16 protein-coding genes and 1 pseudogene are annotated in these 19818 nt (G+C 59.0%); 5 read left to right on the forward strand and 12 right to left on the reverse strand.

Going from position 1 to position 19818, the window contains the following annotated elements:
* The 3 genes from UL81_RS10520 to pdxS form a co-directional block, all read right to left on the reverse strand.
* Complete coding sequence (locus UL81_RS10520; RefSeq protein ID WP_046453584.1) at positions 1–1944, reverse strand: alpha/beta hydrolase-fold protein; 1944 nt, start codon at positions 1942–1944, stop codon at positions 1–3.
* A gap of 156 nt (positions 1945–2100) precedes the next feature.
* On the reverse strand, positions 2101–2760 hold the full coding sequence (locus tag UL81_RS10525) for a pyridoxal 5'-phosphate synthase glutaminase subunit PdxT (protein WP_046453585.1): 660 nt from the start codon (positions 2758–2760) through the stop codon (positions 2101–2103).
* 44 nt (positions 2761–2804) lie between these two features.
* Positions 2805–3695 (reverse strand): pyridoxal 5'-phosphate synthase lyase subunit PdxS, encoded by an 891-nt coding sequence (pdxS, locus tag UL81_RS10530; protein ID WP_035106354.1) that lies wholly within the window; start codon positions 3693–3695, stop codon positions 2805–2807.
* Positions 3696–3775: 80 nt separating this feature from the next.
* Between pdxS and pdxR the strand changes: the two genes are divergently transcribed.
* Positions 3776–5098 carry a MocR-like pyridoxine biosynthesis transcription factor PdxR gene (gene pdxR, locus UL81_RS10535; protein ID WP_035106352.1) on the forward strand — a complete coding sequence of 441 codons (1323 nt, stop codon included), beginning with the start codon at positions 3776–3778 and terminating at the stop codon, positions 5096–5098.
* 64 nt (positions 5099–5162) lie between these two features.
* Here the strand turns inward: pdxR and UL81_RS10540 are convergent, their stop codons facing one another.
* The 5 genes from UL81_RS10540 to UL81_RS10560 all read right to left on the reverse strand — a co-directional run bounded on the left by UL81_RS10540 (position 5163) and on the right by UL81_RS10560 (position 11558).
* Positions 5163–6185, reverse strand: a complete 1023-nt coding sequence (locus tag UL81_RS10540; protein WP_035106350.1) for an alpha/beta hydrolase — start codon at positions 6183–6185, stop codon at positions 5163–5165.
* Positions 6186–6334: 149 nt separating this feature from the next.
* Positions 6335–8056, reverse strand: coding sequence for a hypothetical protein (locus UL81_RS10545; RefSeq protein WP_046453586.1), 1722 nt, complete (start codon positions 8054–8056; stop codon positions 6335–6337).
* A gap of 31 nt (positions 8057–8087) precedes the next feature.
* Positions 8088–9083 carry a decaprenyl-phosphate phosphoribosyltransferase gene (locus UL81_RS10550; RefSeq protein WP_035106347.1) on the reverse strand — a complete coding sequence of 332 codons (996 nt, stop codon included), beginning with the start codon at positions 9081–9083 and terminating at the stop codon, positions 8088–8090.
* Positions 9080–9598, reverse strand: a complete 519-nt coding sequence (locus tag UL81_RS10555; RefSeq protein ID WP_035106345.1) for a phosphatase PAP2 family protein — start codon at positions 9596–9598, stop codon at positions 9080–9082. Before UL81_RS10555 ends, UL81_RS10550 begins: the two co-directional genes overlap by 4 nt.
* Positions 9588–11558 (reverse strand): glycosyltransferase, encoded by a 1971-nt coding sequence (locus tag UL81_RS10560; RefSeq protein ID WP_046453587.1) that lies wholly within the window; start codon positions 11556–11558, stop codon positions 9588–9590. The genes UL81_RS10555 and UL81_RS10560 overlap by 11 nt, the downstream gene beginning before the upstream one ends.
* A 126-nt stretch (positions 11559–11684) precedes the next feature.
* Between UL81_RS10560 and UL81_RS10565 the strand changes: the two genes are divergently transcribed.
* On the forward strand, positions 11685–12962 hold the full coding sequence (locus tag UL81_RS10565; RefSeq protein WP_035106342.1) for a hypothetical protein: 1278 nt from the start codon (positions 11685–11687) through the stop codon (positions 12960–12962).
* Here UL81_RS10565 and UL81_RS10570 read toward each other — a convergent pair whose 3' ends face one another.
* Positions 12963–13571: a three-helix bundle dimerization domain-containing protein gene (locus UL81_RS10570; RefSeq protein WP_035106339.1), complete on the reverse strand. Its 609-nt coding sequence runs from the start codon at positions 13569–13571 to the stop codon at positions 12963–12965.
* A gap of 362 nt (positions 13572–13933) precedes the next feature.
* On the opposite strand from UL81_RS10570, the gene UL81_RS10575 reads away from it, so the two are divergent.
* From UL81_RS10575 to UL81_RS10585, 3 genes are read left to right on the forward strand one after another with little or no spacing between them, the layout of a single operon-like run.
* On the forward strand, positions 13934–14512 hold the full coding sequence (locus tag UL81_RS10575; RefSeq protein WP_035106337.1) for a TetR/AcrR family transcriptional regulator: 579 nt from the start codon (positions 13934–13936) through the stop codon (positions 14510–14512).
* Complete coding sequence (locus UL81_RS10580) at positions 14509–16056, forward strand: MFS transporter (RefSeq protein ID WP_236684470.1); 1548 nt, start codon at positions 14509–14511, stop codon at positions 16054–16056. The genes UL81_RS10575 and UL81_RS10580 overlap by 4 nt, the downstream gene beginning before the upstream one ends.
* 19 nt (positions 16057–16075) lie before the next feature.
* Positions 16076–16858: an IclR family transcriptional regulator gene (locus UL81_RS10585; RefSeq protein WP_035106335.1), complete on the forward strand. Its 783-nt coding sequence runs from the start codon at positions 16076–16078 to the stop codon at positions 16856–16858.
* On the opposite strand, the pseudogene UL81_RS11715 reads toward UL81_RS10585, so the two are convergent.
* The 3 genes and pseudogenes from UL81_RS11715 to UL81_RS10595 form a co-directional block, all read right to left on the reverse strand.
* Positions 16855–17040: pseudogene (locus tag UL81_RS11715) on the reverse strand (hypothetical protein); the annotation flags it as partial. The gene UL81_RS10585 and the pseudogene UL81_RS11715 overlap by 4 nt on opposite strands.
* A 183-nt stretch (positions 17041–17223) precedes the next feature.
* Positions 17224–18702: a flavin-containing monooxygenase gene (locus UL81_RS10590; RefSeq protein ID WP_046453588.1), complete on the reverse strand. Its 1479-nt coding sequence runs from the start codon at positions 18700–18702 to the stop codon at positions 17224–17226.
* Positions 18703–18720: 18 nt separating this feature from the next.
* Complete coding sequence (locus tag UL81_RS10595; RefSeq protein WP_105360441.1) at positions 18721–19575, reverse strand: alpha/beta fold hydrolase; 855 nt, start codon at positions 19573–19575, stop codon at positions 18721–18723.
* Positions 19576–19818 lie beyond the last annotated feature (243 nt).

Below are 19818 nucleotides of genomic sequence, written 5' to 3' on the forward strand. Positions count from 1 at the left end.
TTACCTTTCCTCTACTCGAATACGACCCATGACCTCGCTGATGCGGCCATTCTCGAATTCCTGAGTCAGACCACCAGCAGCGATTTCGGAGAAGTCCTTCGTCGGGAAGCCCAGCTTGCCAGACTCCCAACCACGCTTGCCCCACTCGTTGTAGATGTTGCCCTTCATCACGTAGTGCGCACCGGTACGAGCCGACCAGTAGATGTAACCGTGCTCAAATTCCTGCATGCGGCCATTACGTGGGACCGGACGCTCCTCAGCGACCGGGAAGCCCAGCGCGGACTTCGCACCGTCGAGCTCCTTGTACTTAGCGCCAATAGCGCCGTACACGGTGTAGTTGTTGTTGTCCGGGTTGCGGGTAATCACACCACCCTGGAAGAACTGCTGCAGGCCGCGGCCCACGCTCTGCAGACTGGAAGTCGGGTACTTGAAGGTGCCCTGCTCCCATTTAGTTGCGCCCCACTTGCTCATAATGTCACGGGGGACCTCCCATGCACCGGTCTGCGGCGACCAGTAGATAGAGCCATTCTCGAAGTGGACGAAACGACCCTTCCCATCCGGGGTGGTCAGCTCAGAGGTCTTCGGGAAACCCAGCCAGGAGCTCGGGCCACCGATTTCGGAGTAACGAGCGCCAATGCGGCCCCACAGGGCGTGCGCGCCGGTATCCGGGGACCAGTACACAGCGCCGCCACGGAAGTCCTGTGCCTTACCATCTTCGGCGTCATACTCATTGTTCAGGCAGGTACCCAGGTCCTTGTACTTCGCTGCCTCAGCCTTGATAGCACCGATCGGGGTGCATTCTGCACCGCGGTCTTCCTTCGCAATGTCAAGGGAGTCAGCGATGTCAGACCAGGCCTGGTTCATTTCGAACTGCCAGTACTCCCAGGAGTGCACGCCGGAAGGACGGAACTTAGCAATCGGCTTCACGCCTGCACGGTCAGCGTACTTCAGGAAGGTCTGGGTGGACATACGGGAGATGACCTCCAGGCCCATGCCGGCCAGGTTAGCCGGACCCTTAGCCACGGACTCGGGGTCGCCGAAGTCATCCTTACCGGAACCAGAGGAGACGTAGACCGTCATGTCCTTGAGGTTCTCAATACCCAGCTTCGGGTCGTGGTCGATCCAATTCTGGGAACCAATCGGGCCCCACATGTTGGTCGAGCGGTATCCACCGGCATCCAGCTGTGCAGCCTGGATGGCCTGCGGCATGCCCTGAGTGGTGGTGTCCAAGTAACCGGAGAAGGAACCCACGAAGTCAAACAGTTGCGGGTTGCGCTCAGCCAGGTTGATAGCAGCGGTACCGCCCATGGAAATACCAGTCAGTGCACGCTTCTGATTGGAGCGGAACTGCTTGTCCAAAATCGGGATGAGCTCCTTGGTCAGGAAGGTCTCCCACTTGTAGTGCTTGCCCTGGTCTGGCTTTTCCCAGTCAGCGTAGAAGGAAGACTCGCCGCCGACCGGCATAATCAGGTTGACGTTACGGTCAGCGTACTGGTCCTCGATGTTGGTCTCGATGGTCCAGCCGGACTCGTCGTCACGTGCGCGCAGGCCATCCAGTGCCCAGACCTCCGGGAAGGTCTTGTCCGGGTTGGCGTACCAGTCACGGGCCAGCTGAATCTGGACCTTCATGTCCTCGTTCGGCATCGCTGCGGACTGGATATAGACCATCAGGTTGCGATTGGTCAGGTATTCCACACGCTTGATGTCGACGCCCTCGGGCAAGCCTTCAACGTCCGGGTACTCAGTGTTAATCGGAGTACGCTTCGGCGGATCCTGCGGTGCGATTGCATCCGACAGGCTCGAGTTGGAGCTCAAATCACCTAGGGACGACTGTGCGGCCGCGCTCGGCAGCAAGGCCAAGCCCACGGCAACGGCGGTTGGAAGTGCGGCAACGGTCAGGCCCTTACGAGCCCGCTGGGAACGTAGAGACGCATTTTTAGGCATGGATGAGTCCTTGTAGGTATGTCGAGGAGGCATCTCACGTTCCGAAGGTTCCCCTCCTCCGGACACCAGGATGCGGTGGCTGTCTATTGTGCGCTCAAGTTTAAGTTCAACTTGAGGGTTTGGACAGGCGACACGCCTAAGCTCACATACTTTGCCCTAGCTACATTCCTGCAACCACGCCGCATGCACTCTCTCATCACCGTTTTCTTCCGGATGAAAGCTCAGCGCCCACACATTGTCTTGCCTCACACCGACGGTGAACGTGTCCTCACCGTCCACATCACCGAGACCGCCACCAGCAACCCGTGCGATCACGTCGACACCCTCACCAACTCGCGTGACTATAGGCGCCCGGATAAACGACGCCTCCACGGTAAAAGGAACTTCCACCGCGGCAGAAACGTCACCTGGGAGGTCAATAGGAACGGTTCGTTCTGTGGAAAAGCGCTGGTTGCCAAAGGCATTACGACGCACCGTCGCATCCAGAATGCCGAGGGTCTGTTGCCCCGGCGCGGGATTCTCTATTTCCTTAGCGGAATAGATGAGACCTGCGCAGGTAGCCAGGACCGGCAGCCCTTTTCTCTCTGGCCTTTCGGTCCTTGTCTGGCTTCTCTCCCCTTTGTCTTTCTCACTCTGCACTGGGAGGATAGCCCGGTACAGCGGTTCGGCTAAGCCAAGAGTGCGGGCAAGCTTGTCGATGGTGCTTGATTCCCCGCCCGGCAGCACAATCCCGTCGAGGCCCTCTAAGTCACCGGGTAAGCGCACCCGGCGCACGGTGGCGCCGAGAGATTCGAGGATGGTGGCGTGTTCTTCCACGCCACCTTGCAGGGAGAGGATGCCAATCAGTGGTGAACCCACCACTACCAGCCACGCTCAGCAAGACGATGCGGAGCAGGCACATCAGCGACATTGATACCCACCATGGCCTCGCCCAGGCCACGGCTGATGCGGGCCAGTTCAGCTGGCTGGTCGTAGAGGGTGGCGGCCTGCACAATGGCGGCGGCACGCTTGGCTGGTTCCCCGGATTTGAAAATGCCGGAGCCCACAAAGACACCTTCGGCGCCCATCTGACGGACCAAGGCGGCATCGGCAGGCGTTGCCACACCACCGGCAACGAACAGGACCACTGGCAGCTTGCCGGTCTCAGCGACTTCCGCCACCAAGTCATAAGGTGCCTGCAGTTCCTTCGCTGCGACGTAGAGCTCATCTTTGTCGAGGTTTCGCAAACGCGCGATCTCGCTGCGAATGGTGCGCAGGTGCTTGACGGCTTCCGAGACATCGCCGGTACCGGCTTCGCCCTTGGAACGAATCATGGCGGCACCCTCAGTAATGCGGCGCAGGGCCTCGCCTAAGTTGGTCGCACCACAGACGAAAGGAACCTCAAAGTCCCACTTGTTGATGTGGTTGACGTAGTCGGCCGGGGAGAGCACCTCCGACTCGTCGATAAAGTCGACGCCGAGTTCGGCCAAGATCTGTGCTTCGACGAAGTGGCCGATGCGGGACTTCGCCATCACCGGAATGGACACCGCATCCACGATGCCTTCGATGAGGTCCGGGTCGGACATGCGGGCCACACCACCTTGGGCGCGGATATCGGCAGGCACCCTTTCCAGTGCCATGACGGCAGCCGCACCGGCATCTTCTGCAATGCGGGCTTGTTCGGGAGTAACGACGTCCATGATGACGCCGCCTTTGAGCATGTCTGCGAGTCCGCGCTTCACGCGGGTGGTTCCAATCTTGTTGTCAGTCATGCGAGATATCTTGAACCGACAAATGGACCAAGACAAGAGCCATTTCTACGCGATACGATTAGACCACTTATGATGAGCGCATGCCCCTTCGCCTTGAACCAGACGTTTCCCGTGCCTTACCCATCCAGATTGCTGAGGCAATACGCGGCCAAGTCACGAAGGGAATTCTGCTGCCCGGTGAACGCGTTCTGTCCACCCGTGCACTCGCCACGCAACTAGGTGTTTCCCGAGGTAGCGTCGTTACCGCCTACGACCAACTCACTGCCGAGGGCTACCTCACTGCCGCGGTCGGGTCGGGCACGGTCATCAACCCGCAACTGCCGCATGCACAGGCCCCGGAAACCCCCGGCCCGCTTGCGAACAAGCGTGCATCGACAGGACTCACACTGACTCCGGGGCTGCCCGACACCGCTGGCATTCTTACCCCCGAATGGCGGGCCGCATGGCGGGAGGCAGCCAATCATCCGCTGTCTGATACCACCGAACTTCCCCGCGAGATCGCCCATCATCTGCGACACATGCGCGGGCTGAAAGTCGACCCGCGGCGCATTGTGGTCACCGCCGGCGCCCGCGATGGACTTACGCTCCTTCTCCGCGCCATTGGCGGGCACCTGCGCATTGGCGTGGAATCACCCGGATACCCGAGCCTACGACGCATCCCAGCCGCCTTGGGCCACGACCTTATCGAAGTCCCGACTGACCACGACGGTGTCACGGTCCCTGGTGTACTCGACGCGCTCATCGTCACGCCCAGCCATCAGTACCCTTACGGCACCTCCCTGCCAGCTGCACGCCGGGCCGCACTCGTTGAGTGGGCACGCGATCACGATGCCCTCATCATTGAAGACGACTTCGACTCTGAACTGCGCTATGTTGGCCAGCCTCTGCCCGCCCTGACAGCCCTCGGACCCGAACACACTGTCTTGCTCGGCACGTTCTCGTCAGTGATTTCGCCGTCGATTGCCTGTGGCTACGTTGTTTTACCCGAACGACTCCTGGAACCAGTGGCGGATATCCGTCGCATCTTTGGCCAACCCGTCGGTGCCATCCCCCAAGCAGCTTTGGCGCACTACATGGCCAGCGGTGCTTTGCGACGCCACACCGGCCGCATGCGCAGAGCCTACAAGCGCCGCCGTGATGTGGTGCAGGACATACTTTCCGATGTCCCTGGCGCCACCCTGCTTCCCATCATCGGTGGCCTGCACGCGGTGTTGCTCTGTGACGAAGCTGTTGTGGAACGCGCTGCCGACAATGGGCTAAGCCTGAAACCCCTCCGTGACTACTGGGGTGGTGCTGCCGCAGAAGAAGGCATCGTCTTGGGCTTTGGCCACTTAAGCGATGAAGAACTGCGCAAGGCGCTCGAAATTCTCCGGTCAGCGCTAGAGCAGCCCTCGCACGACTAATGCCGCCCTCCCTAAGGGAGAGCGGCAGAAGTGTTGTTACGTAAGCGTTGTTACGTCGAAGCTATTACCAGGCGTTCATCACGTTGAGAACCTGTGGCTTGGAGCGCTCCAGCTGGTAGCCGAACTGCTTCCAGTTGTGCAGGCCCTGGCCCGGGTAGTTGGTGGTGACGTTGACGCCCTGTACGCGGGCACCGACCTCGAATGCGCGGGTGGTGACGTTGGCGAAGCCCTCCAGCACGGCACCAGATGCGCGGTGCTGCGGCAGGTAGCTTGCATCGCCCGGACCCGGGATACCGGATGCTGCAGAGATGTAAACGTCAGTGTTGCGCAGGTTCTGGATCTGCATGAACGGATCGTTTTCGAAACGCTGCGGGCTGATCATGGTGCCGTACATAGCGTTGATGTTGTATCCGCCAGCATCCAGCAGTGCCAGACGCATGAAGGTGTGAGCACCCGGAATGGAGGTGGTCAGGTAGCCGGAGTAGGACAGTGCCTGACGGAACTGGTTCGGGTGCTTGCCAGCCAGAGTGATTGCGGCGGTACCACCCATGGACAGACCAGCAATGGAGTTGTTGTTGCGAGCAACACCGAAGTTGCGCTCCAGGTAGCCTGGCAGCTCGCTGGTCAGGAAGGTCTCCCACTTGTAGTTAACCGGGTTAACCAGGTCGTAGGTCGCCGGACCGCGCCAGTCCTGGTAGAAGGAAGCCTCGCCGCCCACTGGCATCACGAGAGTGATGTTGTGGTGCTCGTAGGTCTTAGCGGCGTTGACGTCCTTGACCCATGCGTTGGTGTCGTTGCGAGCACGCAGACCGTCCAGGAGGTACAGACCAGCGTTGCCGCCGTTCTTAGCCGGCTGAATCTGGACCGGGATGTGGCGGCCCATAGACTCCGACCAGACGTCACAGCGCTGGACGTAGTACATAACCGGATCCCAGGTGCACATGCCGTTGGAATCATGGCGCAGGTAGTCACGCGGGGCAGCCTGTGCCTGCGGGGTGCCTGCGACATATGCCATGCCCATTGCAACTGCGATAGCGGTCAGCACCGCAAGGACGCGGCTCTTCAGCGCAGAAGTCGATGCGTTCATGTCGCTCCATTCACTTGTAGAAAGGTAAGTCTTTTGGTCATATCGCGCGACCAACCAAAACCGTTAACATCACGGTTCCGTAACAACATTGGCTAATAGCCTAGCCTACCTGTCAACAAAACACCGCACGCAAGTCGTTAAAGCTGGGGTTAGCGCAGGTAATCATAGGGATCTGCCAACAATGTAAGGGTGCGCCCCTCAGTCAGGGAAAATTTAATGTTTTCCCAGAAACGCCCGGCTGTGAGCGGATCCCGATAGCTGGCGAACAGCTCCTGGAACTGCGGTTGCTGCAATGCCTCGCGCGCAGCTTCCACCTTGTCATCATCGACCCAGGCCGGAATATCGTCCGGATCGGTACCGGAATCGGCGTACCACCACTCGATTGGCAAGAACTTATCGTGACCAATACGACCGTCCTCCAGGCGCGGCTGACGCGCTGCCATCGGCGTGGCCAGACCAATCGGATCCAGCACGCGCACATTCAGAGGTGCGTTCATCGATGTCATACCGAGGTTCATGAAGTACAGCGTCGGCGGTTCAGTCGTTCCTTCCGCAGGCTTGCTGGTCCACCAGTTGAAGGTCTTCGGCTCCTCGTTTTCGAGGTAACGGGTAGCAAAAGCATCGCCAGCGTCAAGCTTCTCGACGGCCTCCGGGTATCCATTCATGCTCAGTGCAGGGAGGAAGTCCTCAGCAGTCTTCGGGGCATCGCCTTCTTCGCGGAAAGTAATTTCCGTCCAGAAGTCGCGTTCATCGACCACTGCAAGTTCCTGGTCGTAGTCCTGGTCCTCATAAGGAGAAGAAAACAGCACAACGGCCACAGCCCAAACTGCACAGAATGCGGAAGCCACCGCAGTAATCCAGTTGCGCCACGGCAGCACAAAGAAAGGCAGCAGGATGGCGAATAGCGGAAGCAACAGCATGCGACCGTGCATGAAGTCACCGCCGACGCGCAGGACGTAGAGGGTATGCAGCACACCTGCACCGATGAGCAGGTAGGTCACCGTCGGCATGCTGCGCAGCTTCTGCGGTACGACCCACATGCCAGCGGCCACCAATGCAATCAGCGGCAGATACAGCGCGTAAGGCTGCACCAAGTCCACCAGGTAGTTCCAGCCGGAGCCCCAAGCGCTCTCCGATGCCGATTTCGCCACCGCCGTGTGCGGTGTTAGCAGGCCGTAGTAGCCCATACGGAAGATTTGGTAGGCCAGCGGCACCGGCAGAGCGGCACCGAAAATACCGAGCCACTGCCGCCAATTGCGGTGAGCGGCCAGCAGCAGTATGCCGGTCAGCCCGCCATACAAAGCGAGTTCTGGGCGCACCAGCCAGGACAGCCCGGCCCAGAAGGCCAGGATGTAAGGACTCCAATCGGTGCTATAGCGGTTGCTATCGCCCCAGCGCAGCAGCAACAGCCACAGCATCGCCAGGTAGAAGATCGACAGGCCCCACTCCAGACCGGAGGTAAAAAAGTCGCGGGCGGGCGAAATAGCAATGTAGACCAGTGCACCGGCTGGCAGCACAATATGGCCGCGGCCCAGGCGGGTTGCAGTCGCCCAGGTGCCAACAACTAATGCGGCGACAGAAAGCAGAAGGCCTAACCAAATGGCAATGCCTTCGAGCGGAGCGCCCGTAATCACGCGGACGATGTAGATGAGGTACTGCCACAGCGTCGAAGTGTTTGCCTCGACGCGCTCGCCCACATTGAAAACCGGGCCGTTGCCGGCTTCTAAGTTGCGGACAGTACGCAGGACAATGAGGCCATCATCCGACATCCAGCGGCGGGTGAAACCACCCCAAAACGCCAGAACACCGATAACAATGACGCTTCCTAGCGCGACGCGCTGCTGCGTAATCTTGTTATCGGTGTTAAACACGAGACACGAGTCTACAGTTTCGAGGGTCTAACTACAACGCAGGGATGATGTAGACAGCCATAGCGATACACGCCAGCCATGCCAGGGCGAGAATCTGCAGGACACGGTCCTCTAGTGCGATTTCATCCGGTGCGCCACCATGACCGCGGTCGACGTCAGCGGCATAGCGCAGAATCGCAATGGTAAACGGAACCATGGAGACCTGGTACCAAACAGCCGCGGCACCAACAGCAGAGTTGGACAGCTCAAAGCCCCACAGCGAATACGACATCACCACGGCCGTAGCGGCCAGAGTCCAGACGAAACGCAAGTAGGTCGGGGTGTAGCCCTCCAGGGACTTACGAATTTTCGCGCCGGTGCGCTCTGCCAGGAGGATCTCCGAGTAGCGCTTACCGGAAGCCATAAACAGCGAACCAAAGGCTGCCACCAGCAAGAACCACTGGGACAGCTCAATGCCTGCAGCGACACCGCCGGCCATCGTACGCAGCATAAAGCCAGAAGACACCAGTCCGATATCAATCACTGGCAGGTGCTTCCAGCCGAAGCAGTAGCCCAACTGCAGCGCAATGTAGACGGCCATCACGATAGCCAGCGAGACACCGTCGGTAGCCAGGAAGGACAGACCAATCGACGCCACAATGAGCGCCACAGTCATGGCATAGGCCAAGCCCACCGGCAGCACGCCTGCGGCAATCGGGCGGAAGCGCTTGGTCGGGTGCTCCCGGTCGGCCTCAACGTCCTTGGCATCGTTGATCAGGTAGATCGAGGACGCGCCAAGGCAGAAGACGATAAACGCCAGCAGGACGTCGAGAAGCACTCGGCTGTGGAAGAGCGCATCAGCACCCGCAGCTGCCGGAGCAGCCAGCACGAGGACGTTTTTGACCCACTGCTTCGGGCGCAGCGCCTTGACCATGCCATCGGCGAGGTTCTTCGGTGGCTTGCGCTTGCGACCGGTGTCAATACCGGACGTGTGAGGTTCGGAGTGGAAGACGCGTTGGCTACCGTCGTCTGGTCTCAGATCGCTCATGCGTACTTCCTTTCTAGTTGGTAAATCGTTTCTGCAGTCGCCATGCCCAGTGCGGCACCGCACGCGGTATCAGAGGGGTAATGCACCCCGAGAACCATACGCGAGGCCATCATCACCGGCACACCCAACAGCGGTGCGGAGTTGCCCGTCATGCGTGCCACTGCATAGAGGAACGCTGCAGTCGAGGTCGAATGCGAGGACGGGAAGGAAAGCTTAGACGGAGTACCCACGCCAATGCGAACGTAGGAATAATCCGGACGGCGACGACGCACCACGCGCTTTAAAATCACGCTGGCAGCATGCGCGCTGAAGGCAGAAAAGCCCACTGCAGCCCACCGGCGGCGCCGACGCTTATCGATGCCCGCTCCCAACGCAGCCAGACCCATCCAGCCCAAAGCATGCTCACCAAAATGGCTTAAGCCCCGTGCGGTGGGCAGAACGCCCGGGACGTCGAATGCTGCCTGCTGGATGTTTTCCAGTACGTGTGACTCTGCAACGGAGAGCTTATTGGGCATCGAAGACCTTCTTCCAGGACTCACGTGCGGTCAGCTCCGGCAGGGCCTCGCGGTACTTCTCGCGCAGGTCATCGAAGTTGTCCTCGATTTCCTTGAGCAGCTCGCGGGTCTGCTTGACCAGGTCGCGAGCCAGCTCGCGGTCGCGCTTGCGGAAGGCCACGCCAGTGCCACCTGCGGTGGACACGGTCGCCGAATCGAGCTGGGACAAGGTAAACCAGCGGGCCTCATTCGCGGTGAGGTTCAGCTGCGGTGCTTCGTGGTGAGCCGGGTCTTCCTTGCTCAGCATGTTCTTCAGGCCCTTGGCGGCCCAGCGCAGCTTGCGGACCTTGCCCAGTGCGCCACGGACGTTCTTGGTCGGAACGCCCGGCGCGCCGGTCGGTGCCGGCAGCTCGTCTGCAGAGTCGATGACGACCGCATCAGAGTATTCCGAGCGAATCTTGTTGATGCGCGGCAGGGAGGTCTCCAGGATGTCGAAGAGCTGGCCTGGTCCGCGCAGGAAGTCACGCATGGCTTCGAGCTGGATAGCCATGGTGGAGTATTCCATGCACATGGTGTGCTTGAGCGTGGACTTGAAAATCGACTTCGAAATTCCAGCTGGGTCACCGTCGTGGTAGAGCGCGGCGACAATCAGGCGGTTGCGCAGGTGGAAGTAGGCCTGCCAGTCAATGGCGTCGTCCTTGTCGGTCCAGGCCATGTGCCAGATGGCAGCGCCTGGCCAGGTCACCGTCGGGAAGCCATTCTGCGCTGCACGCAGGGAGTACTCGGTGTCATCCCACTTAATAAACAGCGGCAGTGGCTGACCGTTGGTCTCTGCGACTACGCGTGGGAAGAGGCACATCCACCAGCCGTTGTATTCCACATCGACGCGACGGTGCAGGTCACGCGAGTTGTACTTGGTCGGATCCTTGTGGGCTTCTTCGTAGCCGATATCGCGACGGGATGCGGCATCGCCCAGATCATTTAGTGGGTGCTCGGCAAAGTCGTGGTCGTAGACGGCATTTTCTGCGGCACCCCACATGAAGTCATGGCGGTGAACCTTTTCACCGGAGGTGCGCAGCTGCGAGCGCTCCTGCAGGTTAAGCATCTGACCACCAACGATGATCGGCGAGGCAGCGTAGCGGGCTACCTGAACAGCACGCAGGATGGAATCCGGCTCAATCGCGATGTCATCGTCCATGTAGAGGATGAACGGCGAGTCGGTGTTTTCCAGTGCTTCATACATGATGCGGGAGTAACCACCGGAACCGCCCAGGTTGCCCTGGCGGAATTCGCGGAAACGCTCACCGAAGTGCGCGACGGCCTCGTCGTAGCCTGGGTAATCAGCCGGGTGCTGGTTGCCCTGGTCCGGCATCAGTACGTAGTCGATGATCTCGTCGACGACCGGGTCCTTTTGCAGTGCCTGCAGTGCGGCAACAGCATCAGCCGGACGGTTAAAGGTCGGAATGCCGACAGCCACGCGCTTCTCTGCCGCCGGCAGCTCGCTGCCATCGGGAAGCGTCTGCGCCTGCGGGGCGTGCGGCGCACACCAGGCAGCATTCGAGACGATGGTTTCTTTTTCTGCAGTGACGTCGAACCACAGCAGACCGCCGTCTTCGAAGTTACGCAGCGGGATCTCAAACTCATGGGTGCCGCTGTCCACCAGGTGGTTGTCTACGCTGATGCGTTGGCCATTCTGGTTGGAGCGGTAGATGGACACGTTCGCCAGGCCGTCGATGTCCATGGCCAGGACCACGGAATCGAGCTGGGACCAACGGCGCCAGTAGGACGCCGGGAAAGAGTTGAAGTAGGTCTGGAAGGAAACTTCCTCGCCAGCCGGGATGGTGACGCTGGAACGGTCGGACCAGCGCAGGCGCTCACGGTTCTGCTCCGCTTCGATCAGGTAGAGCATGCGGACATCGAAAGGCTCGCCGCGCTTCGGCAGCAGGATGCGTGCAAGCGGCTCTCGCGTAGAAGTAGTCACGGTTCTCCTTTTTAGGCAGATTTCAGATGCCTAAGTTTAGTTCCTCAGGCCAACCCTGCAGAGTTGCCACGGGCGGGAGCCCTAACATCCAGCAACTTTTAATAAAATTGCCTACACTTCTAATCCATGCTCCCCCTACTCCTGTCCCTTTTTGCAGTCCCTGCTGCAGCAGCGGAACCGGCGGAGGTCTTGGTCTACGATTACGCCGAGGTGCTTACTCCGCAGCATGAAGCCATGTTGCGCAGCGAAACCGCGCGTATTGAGTTCCCTACCGACATCGAGCGTGTCGTCTACACCAGCTACGTCGAAAACACCGAAGATCTCACCGAAACCTTTCGGTTGGATTTTCGTCACAACAACCCGGAGCTGCTTAACGACGACGAACTTAACGACGGCACCTTAGTCCTCGGCGTGGGCCTGGATCCACGCACTATGGCCGTGGATTGTTCCCCAGATATCTGCGAGGACTTAAACATCACAGGCCCGGGGCGCACCACGGGCATCCTGGACCAGATAGCCGCGTCGATTGAGAACAATATGTATGAAATCGGCTTACTCAATGGTGCGAAGGCAGCGGCTAACCCAGAGATTCGGCGGGAGTCTGCCGAAGGTGCACAAACCTGGCAGATTTTCGTCGTGGCTAGCTTATTCCTGCTGCTTATTGTGGGCGCAGTCTTTTTCTGGATGCGCACGCGCTTGCTCCACGAGTTAGTAGCCAAGCAAGCATTCCTGCATGCCCGGCTCCCGGAGTTACAACAGCTCAAAGACCGCGGCGACTACAACATCGCCTCTCTCGATGGCCCGCTGTCCCCGCCGGAGATTAAGAGGGACTGGGCCGGAATCAAGACTGAAGTTGAGCATCTCACCCCAGAAGTACGCCACATCAGTCGCCTCGATATAGAAGCTCGAGCCAGCCAACTCTATAGTCTCTCTTCCGAGGTCCGGACTTGTCATGCTGCGGTGATGAAGTTGATCAATGCAGTAGAAAACGTCGAAGTGCTCAACCGCATTGAACGCAACGACGACTATCTGTGCATGCGGGAGCTGAATTACTTCATTGATGACGTCGCAGAAGCCCGCACGCGTGTCGCCCGCAGCGGTGGCGGCATTGCGAAGCGACTCGACAGCATTATTGACCGTGCGCAGGATCTGCACAGCGGGCTGAATGATTTTAGTGCCCGCTTTGCAGCACTGATGCGCGAGTATCACTCAGTTCTAGCCACCCTGCCTGACAGTGCATACCAGCGCTCACGTCATTCCGATGCCCTGCCGACGCTTGGCGATGCGCACTGGCACCCGGGCATTGGCAGCCACTACATGCCCTTTGTCTACGCGTGGGAGTGGGCCCGAAAAGGCGGAAGCCACCGGGATGCTTTCCCAGTGGCTTCAGATGTGGACGCGTAATTACGCGTCGACGGACTCGCGTTCCGTAATCGGCTCAATGCCCAGGCGGTTGAGCATGTAGAGCACGCGGGCCTCGAGGTCATCGGCCAGATCGCGGGTCTCTTCCAGGCTTTCTGCCTGTGGGATATCCCAGATCTTGATGTCCTTGCCGGCCTCATCGCGCGGCAGTTCGCGGCCTAAGTAAACGATGAAATCCGGCATAGACACGGTACGTACCTCGTCGAGGTAATTGCGGTCTTGCTCGCCCATGCCACGCTCGCCGAGAACGTGGGCCATGTGGCCTTCCTCGGTGTGCTCCGGGTGAGCCACAGCAGCGTCGACGTGCAATGCGTTACCAGCGTGCTTGCGGGTTAGCGCCACTGCAGCCTGTGCCAGGGAGTGGTTGGTACCAGCCGAGAAACGCACGTGCATGCGGTGCTCGCCGAAGTAATCCTTAACCTCGCGTTCCACCATGACGGGAACGTATTCTTCCAGCGTCGCGCTGGCGGTGTGCTTCGCAATAACCTCATCAAGCTTGGCATCAATTTCTTCTGCCGAGTAGCTCTGGCCATAAGAAGCGTGCAGATCCTTGCGGATGGTGTCGAACTTGCGCTCGTTTGCGTTAATCATCGCGGAGCTCCTTTACTTTCAACCTCTGTTGTTAACCTAACGTTAACCTTAGCAAAACGCTAGGCGGTGTCAAATGTTTGGGATATACCCAGCGATTTTTACGCTCGATTTGTCATGTTAATGCAGGTAGGCACGCATGTGCGGCACGACACACCGAGTTTTTGGGCGGAAAACCCCACGCGTCACAGCGAAAAGTTAACTCTCCGTTCACCTAAAAGACACCGAAGGTTTCTTAACCAGCCCCTCAGTACCACCCGCTATATCAGTGCGGAATTGCGCCATCTTGCTTGATGTACATTTGTACGTGTACGTTTGTACGCTAATAGAAATGACCAGCTCATCATGGAAGGGAGGGGTTAGCCATGGAGGAATCACCCGCAGCCCGCAAACGCGACCCGCAAGCTCGTATTCGCGCAATCCGCAAGGCGGCCAGCGACATCATCGTTGAAGATGGCGCGGAGGCATTAACCCACCGGGCCGTCGCAAAGCGTGCAGGCGTCGCCGTAGGAACGACCACCAAGTACTTCAAGACTTTGGACGACTTACGTGTGTCAGCTTTAGAGCTGATGCGTGAAGAATCAGAACAAGAATTGGATTACATCGCCGAGGGAATGGCAAAAGCTGACGATGAAGCTGCATTCCTCGCAGGCATGTTGGACGACTTCTACAGCGACCCCCGTCGCAGCCACGCGGATGCGGCAATGGCTTACGCCGAAATCTTCAATGAAGACATTCATGACCTCGGCATGCACTGGTCATCGCGCTTCAGCGAAATCCTTGACCCTTACATTGGGTCGACTCGCGCTCAGACACTGATGCTGCTTCTCCACGGCTATGTCATTGACGCCGCTGTGCATAACAAGCAGCTCCCCCGCCCGACCCTGGAAGCAATTATCCGGGGAATTCTAAACATGCCTGTTTCTGAAGGAGATGAAACGTGACCACTCTGACCAAGGACGTGCAGCAGCAACCGCAGTTGTCTCGTCCCCGGCGCTGGGCCGCACACTTTGTGCTGAGCTTCGCGCTCATTGCCATTACTACGGATATGACCATCCTGAACGTGGCTATCCCGCAGATCAGTGCGGATATTCAGCCCACCAGCACCCAGCAGCTGTGGATTATTGATGCTTACTCGCTGGTAATGGCCGGCATGCTGATCTCCATGGCATCCATTGGTGACCGCTGGGGACGCCGTCGCATGCTCAAACTGGGTTACTTCATTATCGGCTTGGCCAGCTTCCTGGTGATTTTCGCTGAGTCCGCGGCCTTCCTTATTGCCCTCCGTGTCATGCTGGGCTTTGGCGCCGCCATGGTCATGCCATCAACGCTGTCGATGATTCGTGTCATCTTCACCGATGGCAAAGAACGCGCCGCTGCGCTGAGCATCTGGGCTGCCGTAGCCGGGCTGGGCGCCGCCGTCGGTCCGCTGCTCGGTGGCATCTTGCTGGATAACTTCTCCTGGCAGGCCGCCTTCCTCATCAGTGTTCCGTTCATGGTTTTGGCTCTCATCGGTACCTTGCTGTGGGTTCCTGAATCCAAGGTGCCTAACCCTGGTCGTTGGGACGGCTTTGCCGCACTGTTGTCCCTGGTGGGCATGGTCGCCCTGGTCTGGGCCATCAAGGAATTCGGCAAGCAAATTAGCTTTGCTGTTCCTTCCGCCTGGATTGCTGGTCTGTTCGGGCTTGCCCTGCTGACCTGGTTCGTCTTGCGCTGCCTGCGCAGCGATGCCCCACTCATTGAGATGCGCCTGTTTACCTACCGCGTCTTTAGCGCCGGCATTGTTGCAGCACTGACCGCTAGCTTTGCGATGTCCGCAGCCCTTCTCCTGCTGGCCCAATGGCTCCAGCTGGTCAATGGCGCTACTCCTTTCGAGGCAGGCCTACAACTAATGCCACTTGCGCTGGCAGCTGCGGTTTCTTCGCTCGGCGCACCGCCATTGGCGCAGTCCATCGGCACGCGTGCCACTATCGCACTGGCCTTGGTCTTTGGTGGCGCAGGACTGTTCTACGTGGGAATTCAGGGCGAAGACCTGGTCATCGCGGATATCTACATCGCGTTGGTCCTGGTTGGTGCTGGCATGGGTGCACTAGCGGTGGGCTCCGCGATGATTCTGGGCGGTGCTCCAGTGAGCAAGGCCGGCAATGCTTCTGCAATGGAAGATACCGCCTACGAATTTGGCGCTTCCTTGGGCATTGCCATCCTGGGCAGCATTTCTTCGCTGATGTACCGCAACAACTTAGAAGAGCGCCCCTCCTTCCTGGCATTGCCGAACGACATCATCGAAGCCGCCGAGGATTCCCTGGGCAGTGCCGTTGCCGCCGCAGAAGCTCTGGACCTGCCACAACTGCAGCAATTTGCGGGTGAAGCATTCACCGAGTCGCTGTCTATGGCCGGCCTAGTCGGCGGCACCATCCTGCTGGCCGTTTCCATTGTGGTGTTCTTTATGACGCCCAAGGGCACAGACATCACCAAGCTCGGCCACTAGAGCGGTAGGCTGAAATGCTATGAGTGATAGCCCGCACGTCATTAACCGCGCCGCCGCCATTTTGGAGGCAGTGGCGTCGGCAGGCGCTGCGGGCGCTCGTCTACTTGATCTGGCTGAACAAACCGGGATTTCTCGTCCCACTGTGCATCGTATGCTCACCAGCTTGCGCAAGGTCGGCTACATCGAGCAGCTCGACACTAAGCGCTATATCCTTGGCCAGCAACTCGCTCTTCTTGGGCTCGCGGCCCCACCGCCGTTGTTGCGGTTCACTGAACTGCACACCGTAGCCCAAGAACTCGCCGACAAAATCGGCGATACTGCCTACATCAGCGCCCGCTATTTCCACGGCACGTACTACCTCGCACGCGCGCATGGCAGCTTCCCCGTCCGCATGGAATCCGTCGAAGTCGGTGAAATCATGCCGCTGACCTCCACCTACAGCGGCATCGCATTAATGAGTCAGCTGCCCGAGGAACAACAAGAATCCCTCCTAGAGCGCATGGAACACACCGTGCGCAAAGAGTGGACAAAGATCGTCACCCCTGAGCACAAAGACACCGTGCGCGCCGCGATCCGCCAGTGCCAGGAACACGGCTACCTCTACGGCGAGGAATATGTCCTTCCTGGACTTACCGGCGCCGCCATCCTCGCCCCACCCGTAGCCGGCATGCCACAGGTCGTCGTCAGTATCTCCGCGATCAAAAGCCGCATGCCCGAACAGCGCAAGGACGAAGTCCTCACCGCGCTTTCCGATGCCGCACAGCACGTCCAGGCAGTCCTGGAACGACGCAACACCGACTAGCGTTTACGCATCCGCCAGGCGGTACCGCTGCTTCGGGCTACGCAGTGGCTCGTCGTATCGCCTCCCCAGAACCACGCCGCCAGAAACTGATTACGTGAGCCAGTTACTCGAAAATTTCCCAGGCTATCCCGAGTCGCTGGACCGAATAGGCCACCAGGATTCACTACTTCCAATCGGTCCGCATATTCCGAGACACAGCCTGCACGGTCTGATCAACCAGTAACCTGGAATAAAATAGAACACCCCACTAACTCCACACACAACATCACATGTACTGCGGTGTTGAAGGTGTTTAGTGAGGTGTTCGCTGTGGTGTTGAGGGCGGCATCGTCAAGCGTGTGCTCTGCCTGCCCTCAGGCCACTGCTTAGGCCGGCACAAGGGTGTCGAAGGTGTAGCCCTCCGGGGTGAAGGTGCCGTTGTGGTCGCGGAAAGCGTAGGCGAAGTCCGGGTAGATGAGGGTCAGGCGACCGGAGCGCTGATCCAGGTACCAGGAGTTGCAGCCGCCATCGAGCCACACGGTGCCCTTAGCGTTGCTCTGTAGCTGGTCAGCGTAGCCTTCTTCAGCTTCTTCGGTTGGCTCGAGCGTGGCGATCTGATTCTTCTCGATGTAGTCGTAAGCACCGAGCACGTAATCAATCTGGGCTTCGATGATGTAGACAATCGAGTTGTGGCCCAGCGAGGTGTTCGGACCGTTGATGGAGAACAGGTTCGGGAAGTTTGCCACGGTGATGGACTGGTAAGCCTGCATGCCCTGAGACCAGTACTCAGACAGGTTCAGGCCATCGTGACCGTGGATGAGCTCCGCGTATGGTGGCTCGGAAGCCTCGAAGCCGGTGGCGAAAATCAGTGCGTCGAGCTCGTATTCTTCACCGGAAGCAGCCACTGCCTTAGAACCATCGACGCGCACCAGGGCGGAGTCTTCCAGGGTGGTCTTCTCCGAAGCGATGGCCGGATAGTAGGTGTTGGAAATCAGCACACGCTTGCAGCCTGGCTCGTACTTCGGGGTGAGCTTCTCGCGCAGCTCTGGGTCTTCAACCTGGTTAGCCAGGTGATCCAGAGCAACCTTGCGGTTTTCCTCCAGGAAGCGCGGGATGCCCTTGCGTGCAGCGAAGCCATTCTCACCGGTCCAGAACAGCGTTGCGCGCAGGTTCGGAATGGCATCAGGGTCGCGCTGGAACTGGCGCTTTTCGCCCTCGGTGTAGGTGTGCTCCATACGCGGAGTCACATAGGACGGGGTGCGCTGGAAGACGACGAGCTCAGAGGCAATCTTTTCCATGTCCGGTACCAGCTGGATAGCGGAAGCACCGGTGCCAACGACGCCAATGCGCTTGCCCTCGAGGTTCTTGCTGTGGTCCCAACGCGCGGAGTGGAACTTGTCGCCCGGGAAAGTATCCAGCCCCGGAACATCCGGGAAAGCCTCATCAGCCAGGTGGCCAGTGCCAGTAATGAGGAACTGTGCGATGTAGGTGGTATCCGGAGTGGTGACGTACCAGCGGCCCTCCTCGTCGTTCCAGGAAGCATCGGCCATGTTCGCATTGAAATCGATGTGCGGGTACAGGCCCTCTTCCTCAGTTACGTCCTTGAGGTACTGATGAATCTCCGGGCTCTTGGCGTAGAACTGCGACCAGTTCGGATTCGGACGGAAAGAGAAAGAGTACAGGTGGGAGGGCACATCGCACGCCGCGCCTGGGTAGGTGTTGTCGCGCCAGGTGCCACCGACTTCGTCGGCACGTTCAATGATGATGAAGTCATCGTCGCCGCGGCGCTTGAGCTGGGCACCCATGCCCAGACCGGCAAAGCCGGTGCCAACGATGACAGTGCGAGTCTTCTTAGTTTCAGTCATGATGTGGTCCTTACTTTCTTATGGTCGCGGGGCAGGGATGATGTCGCCGGCGGCGTACTTGTCCGGAGTGTCCATGAACTCCTGGATGTGGTGGGACAGCTCCGAGGGGCGCTCGATGACAACACCGTGGCCGGTGCCGATTTCAGCGAAGCGGGCGTCAGGGATGGCACCGAACAGAGCCTTTTGGTGGCGAATCGGCACCATGATGTCGTGGGTGCAGCCCACCACGAGGGTGCGTGCCTGAATCTTTTCCACATCAGCTGCGATATCGATGTGGCGATTGAGCTCCATTTGCTGGTCAATGAAGGAGTTGAAGACAAACACACCAAGTCCGGCTTCAATCTGGTCTGGGGTAGCGAATGATAGGTAGGGCCCACCCAACGCGCAGAACACGGAGTACTCGCGCAGGGCACGGTCATCGGGCGCCTGGCGCAGCGCCTGCCACACACTGTTGCGCAGCTGCTGTTGCTGGTCGGTACGTGCCCAGCCGCACACGAGCAGGAGGCGCTCGACGAGGTCCGGGGCATCGGCAGCAATCTTGGCCGCTACGACTGCGCCCAGGGAGTAGCCCAGGAGTGCAATCTTCTTGCCCGGCAGAATCTGGTCGATGGCGCCACGGCACTGGTTGACCAGGTCGTCCAGCTCCAGATCCTTGTCCTCGCTGATCTGTGCCCAGTCAATAGCAACCACGCGCTGGCGCGATGCCAGTACCGGGAAGAGGAAACCGAAGTGCGCTGCGGTATTGCCGCCAGTGCCGTGGATGAGCACCAGCACATCGTCAGGATGGTTCCGGGTGTCCTCGGAATCGTAGTAGGTCACCTCGCGACCATCCACGGTCACGGTGCGGGGGATCATCACTTCTTCTGCAGCCAAGGCAGTACTCCTCTTCTGTTCGTCGGACAGCGTCCACAAGTGAGTTCATTGAGTAAACTTTTCATCCACCTTCAAGGTGATGGCGATCACTTGCGTTAGCAACGAAGCCTAGGTCACAAAACTAAACAGTGCAAGTATTTTGCCCATTCCAAATCGTTATCACCCCCGAAGTCCACGGGATACAGGCTTTAAACTGCCTAAAGCTCCCAGGTTTAAGGGCTCGCCACTAAGTTCATTTATTGG

This window comes from Corynebacterium camporealensis, from assembly GCF_000980815.1.
Lineage (GTDB): Bacteria > Actinomycetota > Actinomycetes > Mycobacteriales > Mycobacteriaceae > Corynebacterium > Corynebacterium camporealense.

Bases quoted from the DNA above. Each gene is read 5' to 3' on its own strand.
- UL81_RS10590 (WP_046453588.1), bottom strand. From the start codon at position 18,702: ATGACTGAAACTAAGAAGACTCGCACTGTCATCGTTGGCACCGGCTTT.
- UL81_RS10550 (WP_035106347.1), bottom strand. From the start codon at position 9,083: ATGAGCGATCTGAGACCAGACGACGGTAGCCAACGCGTCTTCCACTCC.
- UL81_RS10540 (WP_035106350.1), bottom strand. From the start codon at position 6,185: ATGAACGCATCGACTTCTGCGCTGAAGAGCCGCGTCCTTGCGGTGCTG.
- UL81_RS10565 (WP_035106342.1), top strand. From the start codon at position 11,685: ATGCTCCCCCTACTCCTGTCCCTTTTTGCAGTCCCTGCTGCAGCAGCG.
- pdxR (WP_035106352.1), top strand. From the start codon at position 3,776: ATGCCCCTTCGCCTTGAACCAGACGTTTCCCGTGCCTTACCCATCCAG.
- UL81_RS10570 (WP_035106339.1), bottom strand. From the start codon at position 13,571: ATGATTAACGCAAACGAGCGCAAGTTCGACACCATCCGCAAGGATCTG.
- UL81_RS10555 (WP_035106345.1), bottom strand. From the start codon at position 9,598: ATGCCCAATAAGCTCTCCGTTGCAGAGTCACACGTACTGGAAAACATC.
- UL81_RS10585 (WP_035106335.1), top strand. From the start codon at position 16,076: ATGAGTGATAGCCCGCACGTCATTAACCGCGCCGCCGCCATTTTGGAG.
- UL81_RS10520 (WP_046453584.1), bottom strand. From the start codon at position 1,944: ATGCCTAAAAATGCGTCTCTACGTTCCCAGCGGGCTCGTAAGGGCCTG.
- pdxS (WP_035106354.1), bottom strand. From the start codon at position 3,695: ATGACTGACAACAAGATTGGAACCACCCGCGTGAAGCGCGGACTCGCA.
- UL81_RS10575 (WP_035106337.1), top strand. From the start codon at position 13,934: ATGGAGGAATCACCCGCAGCCCGCAAACGCGACCCGCAAGCTCGTATT.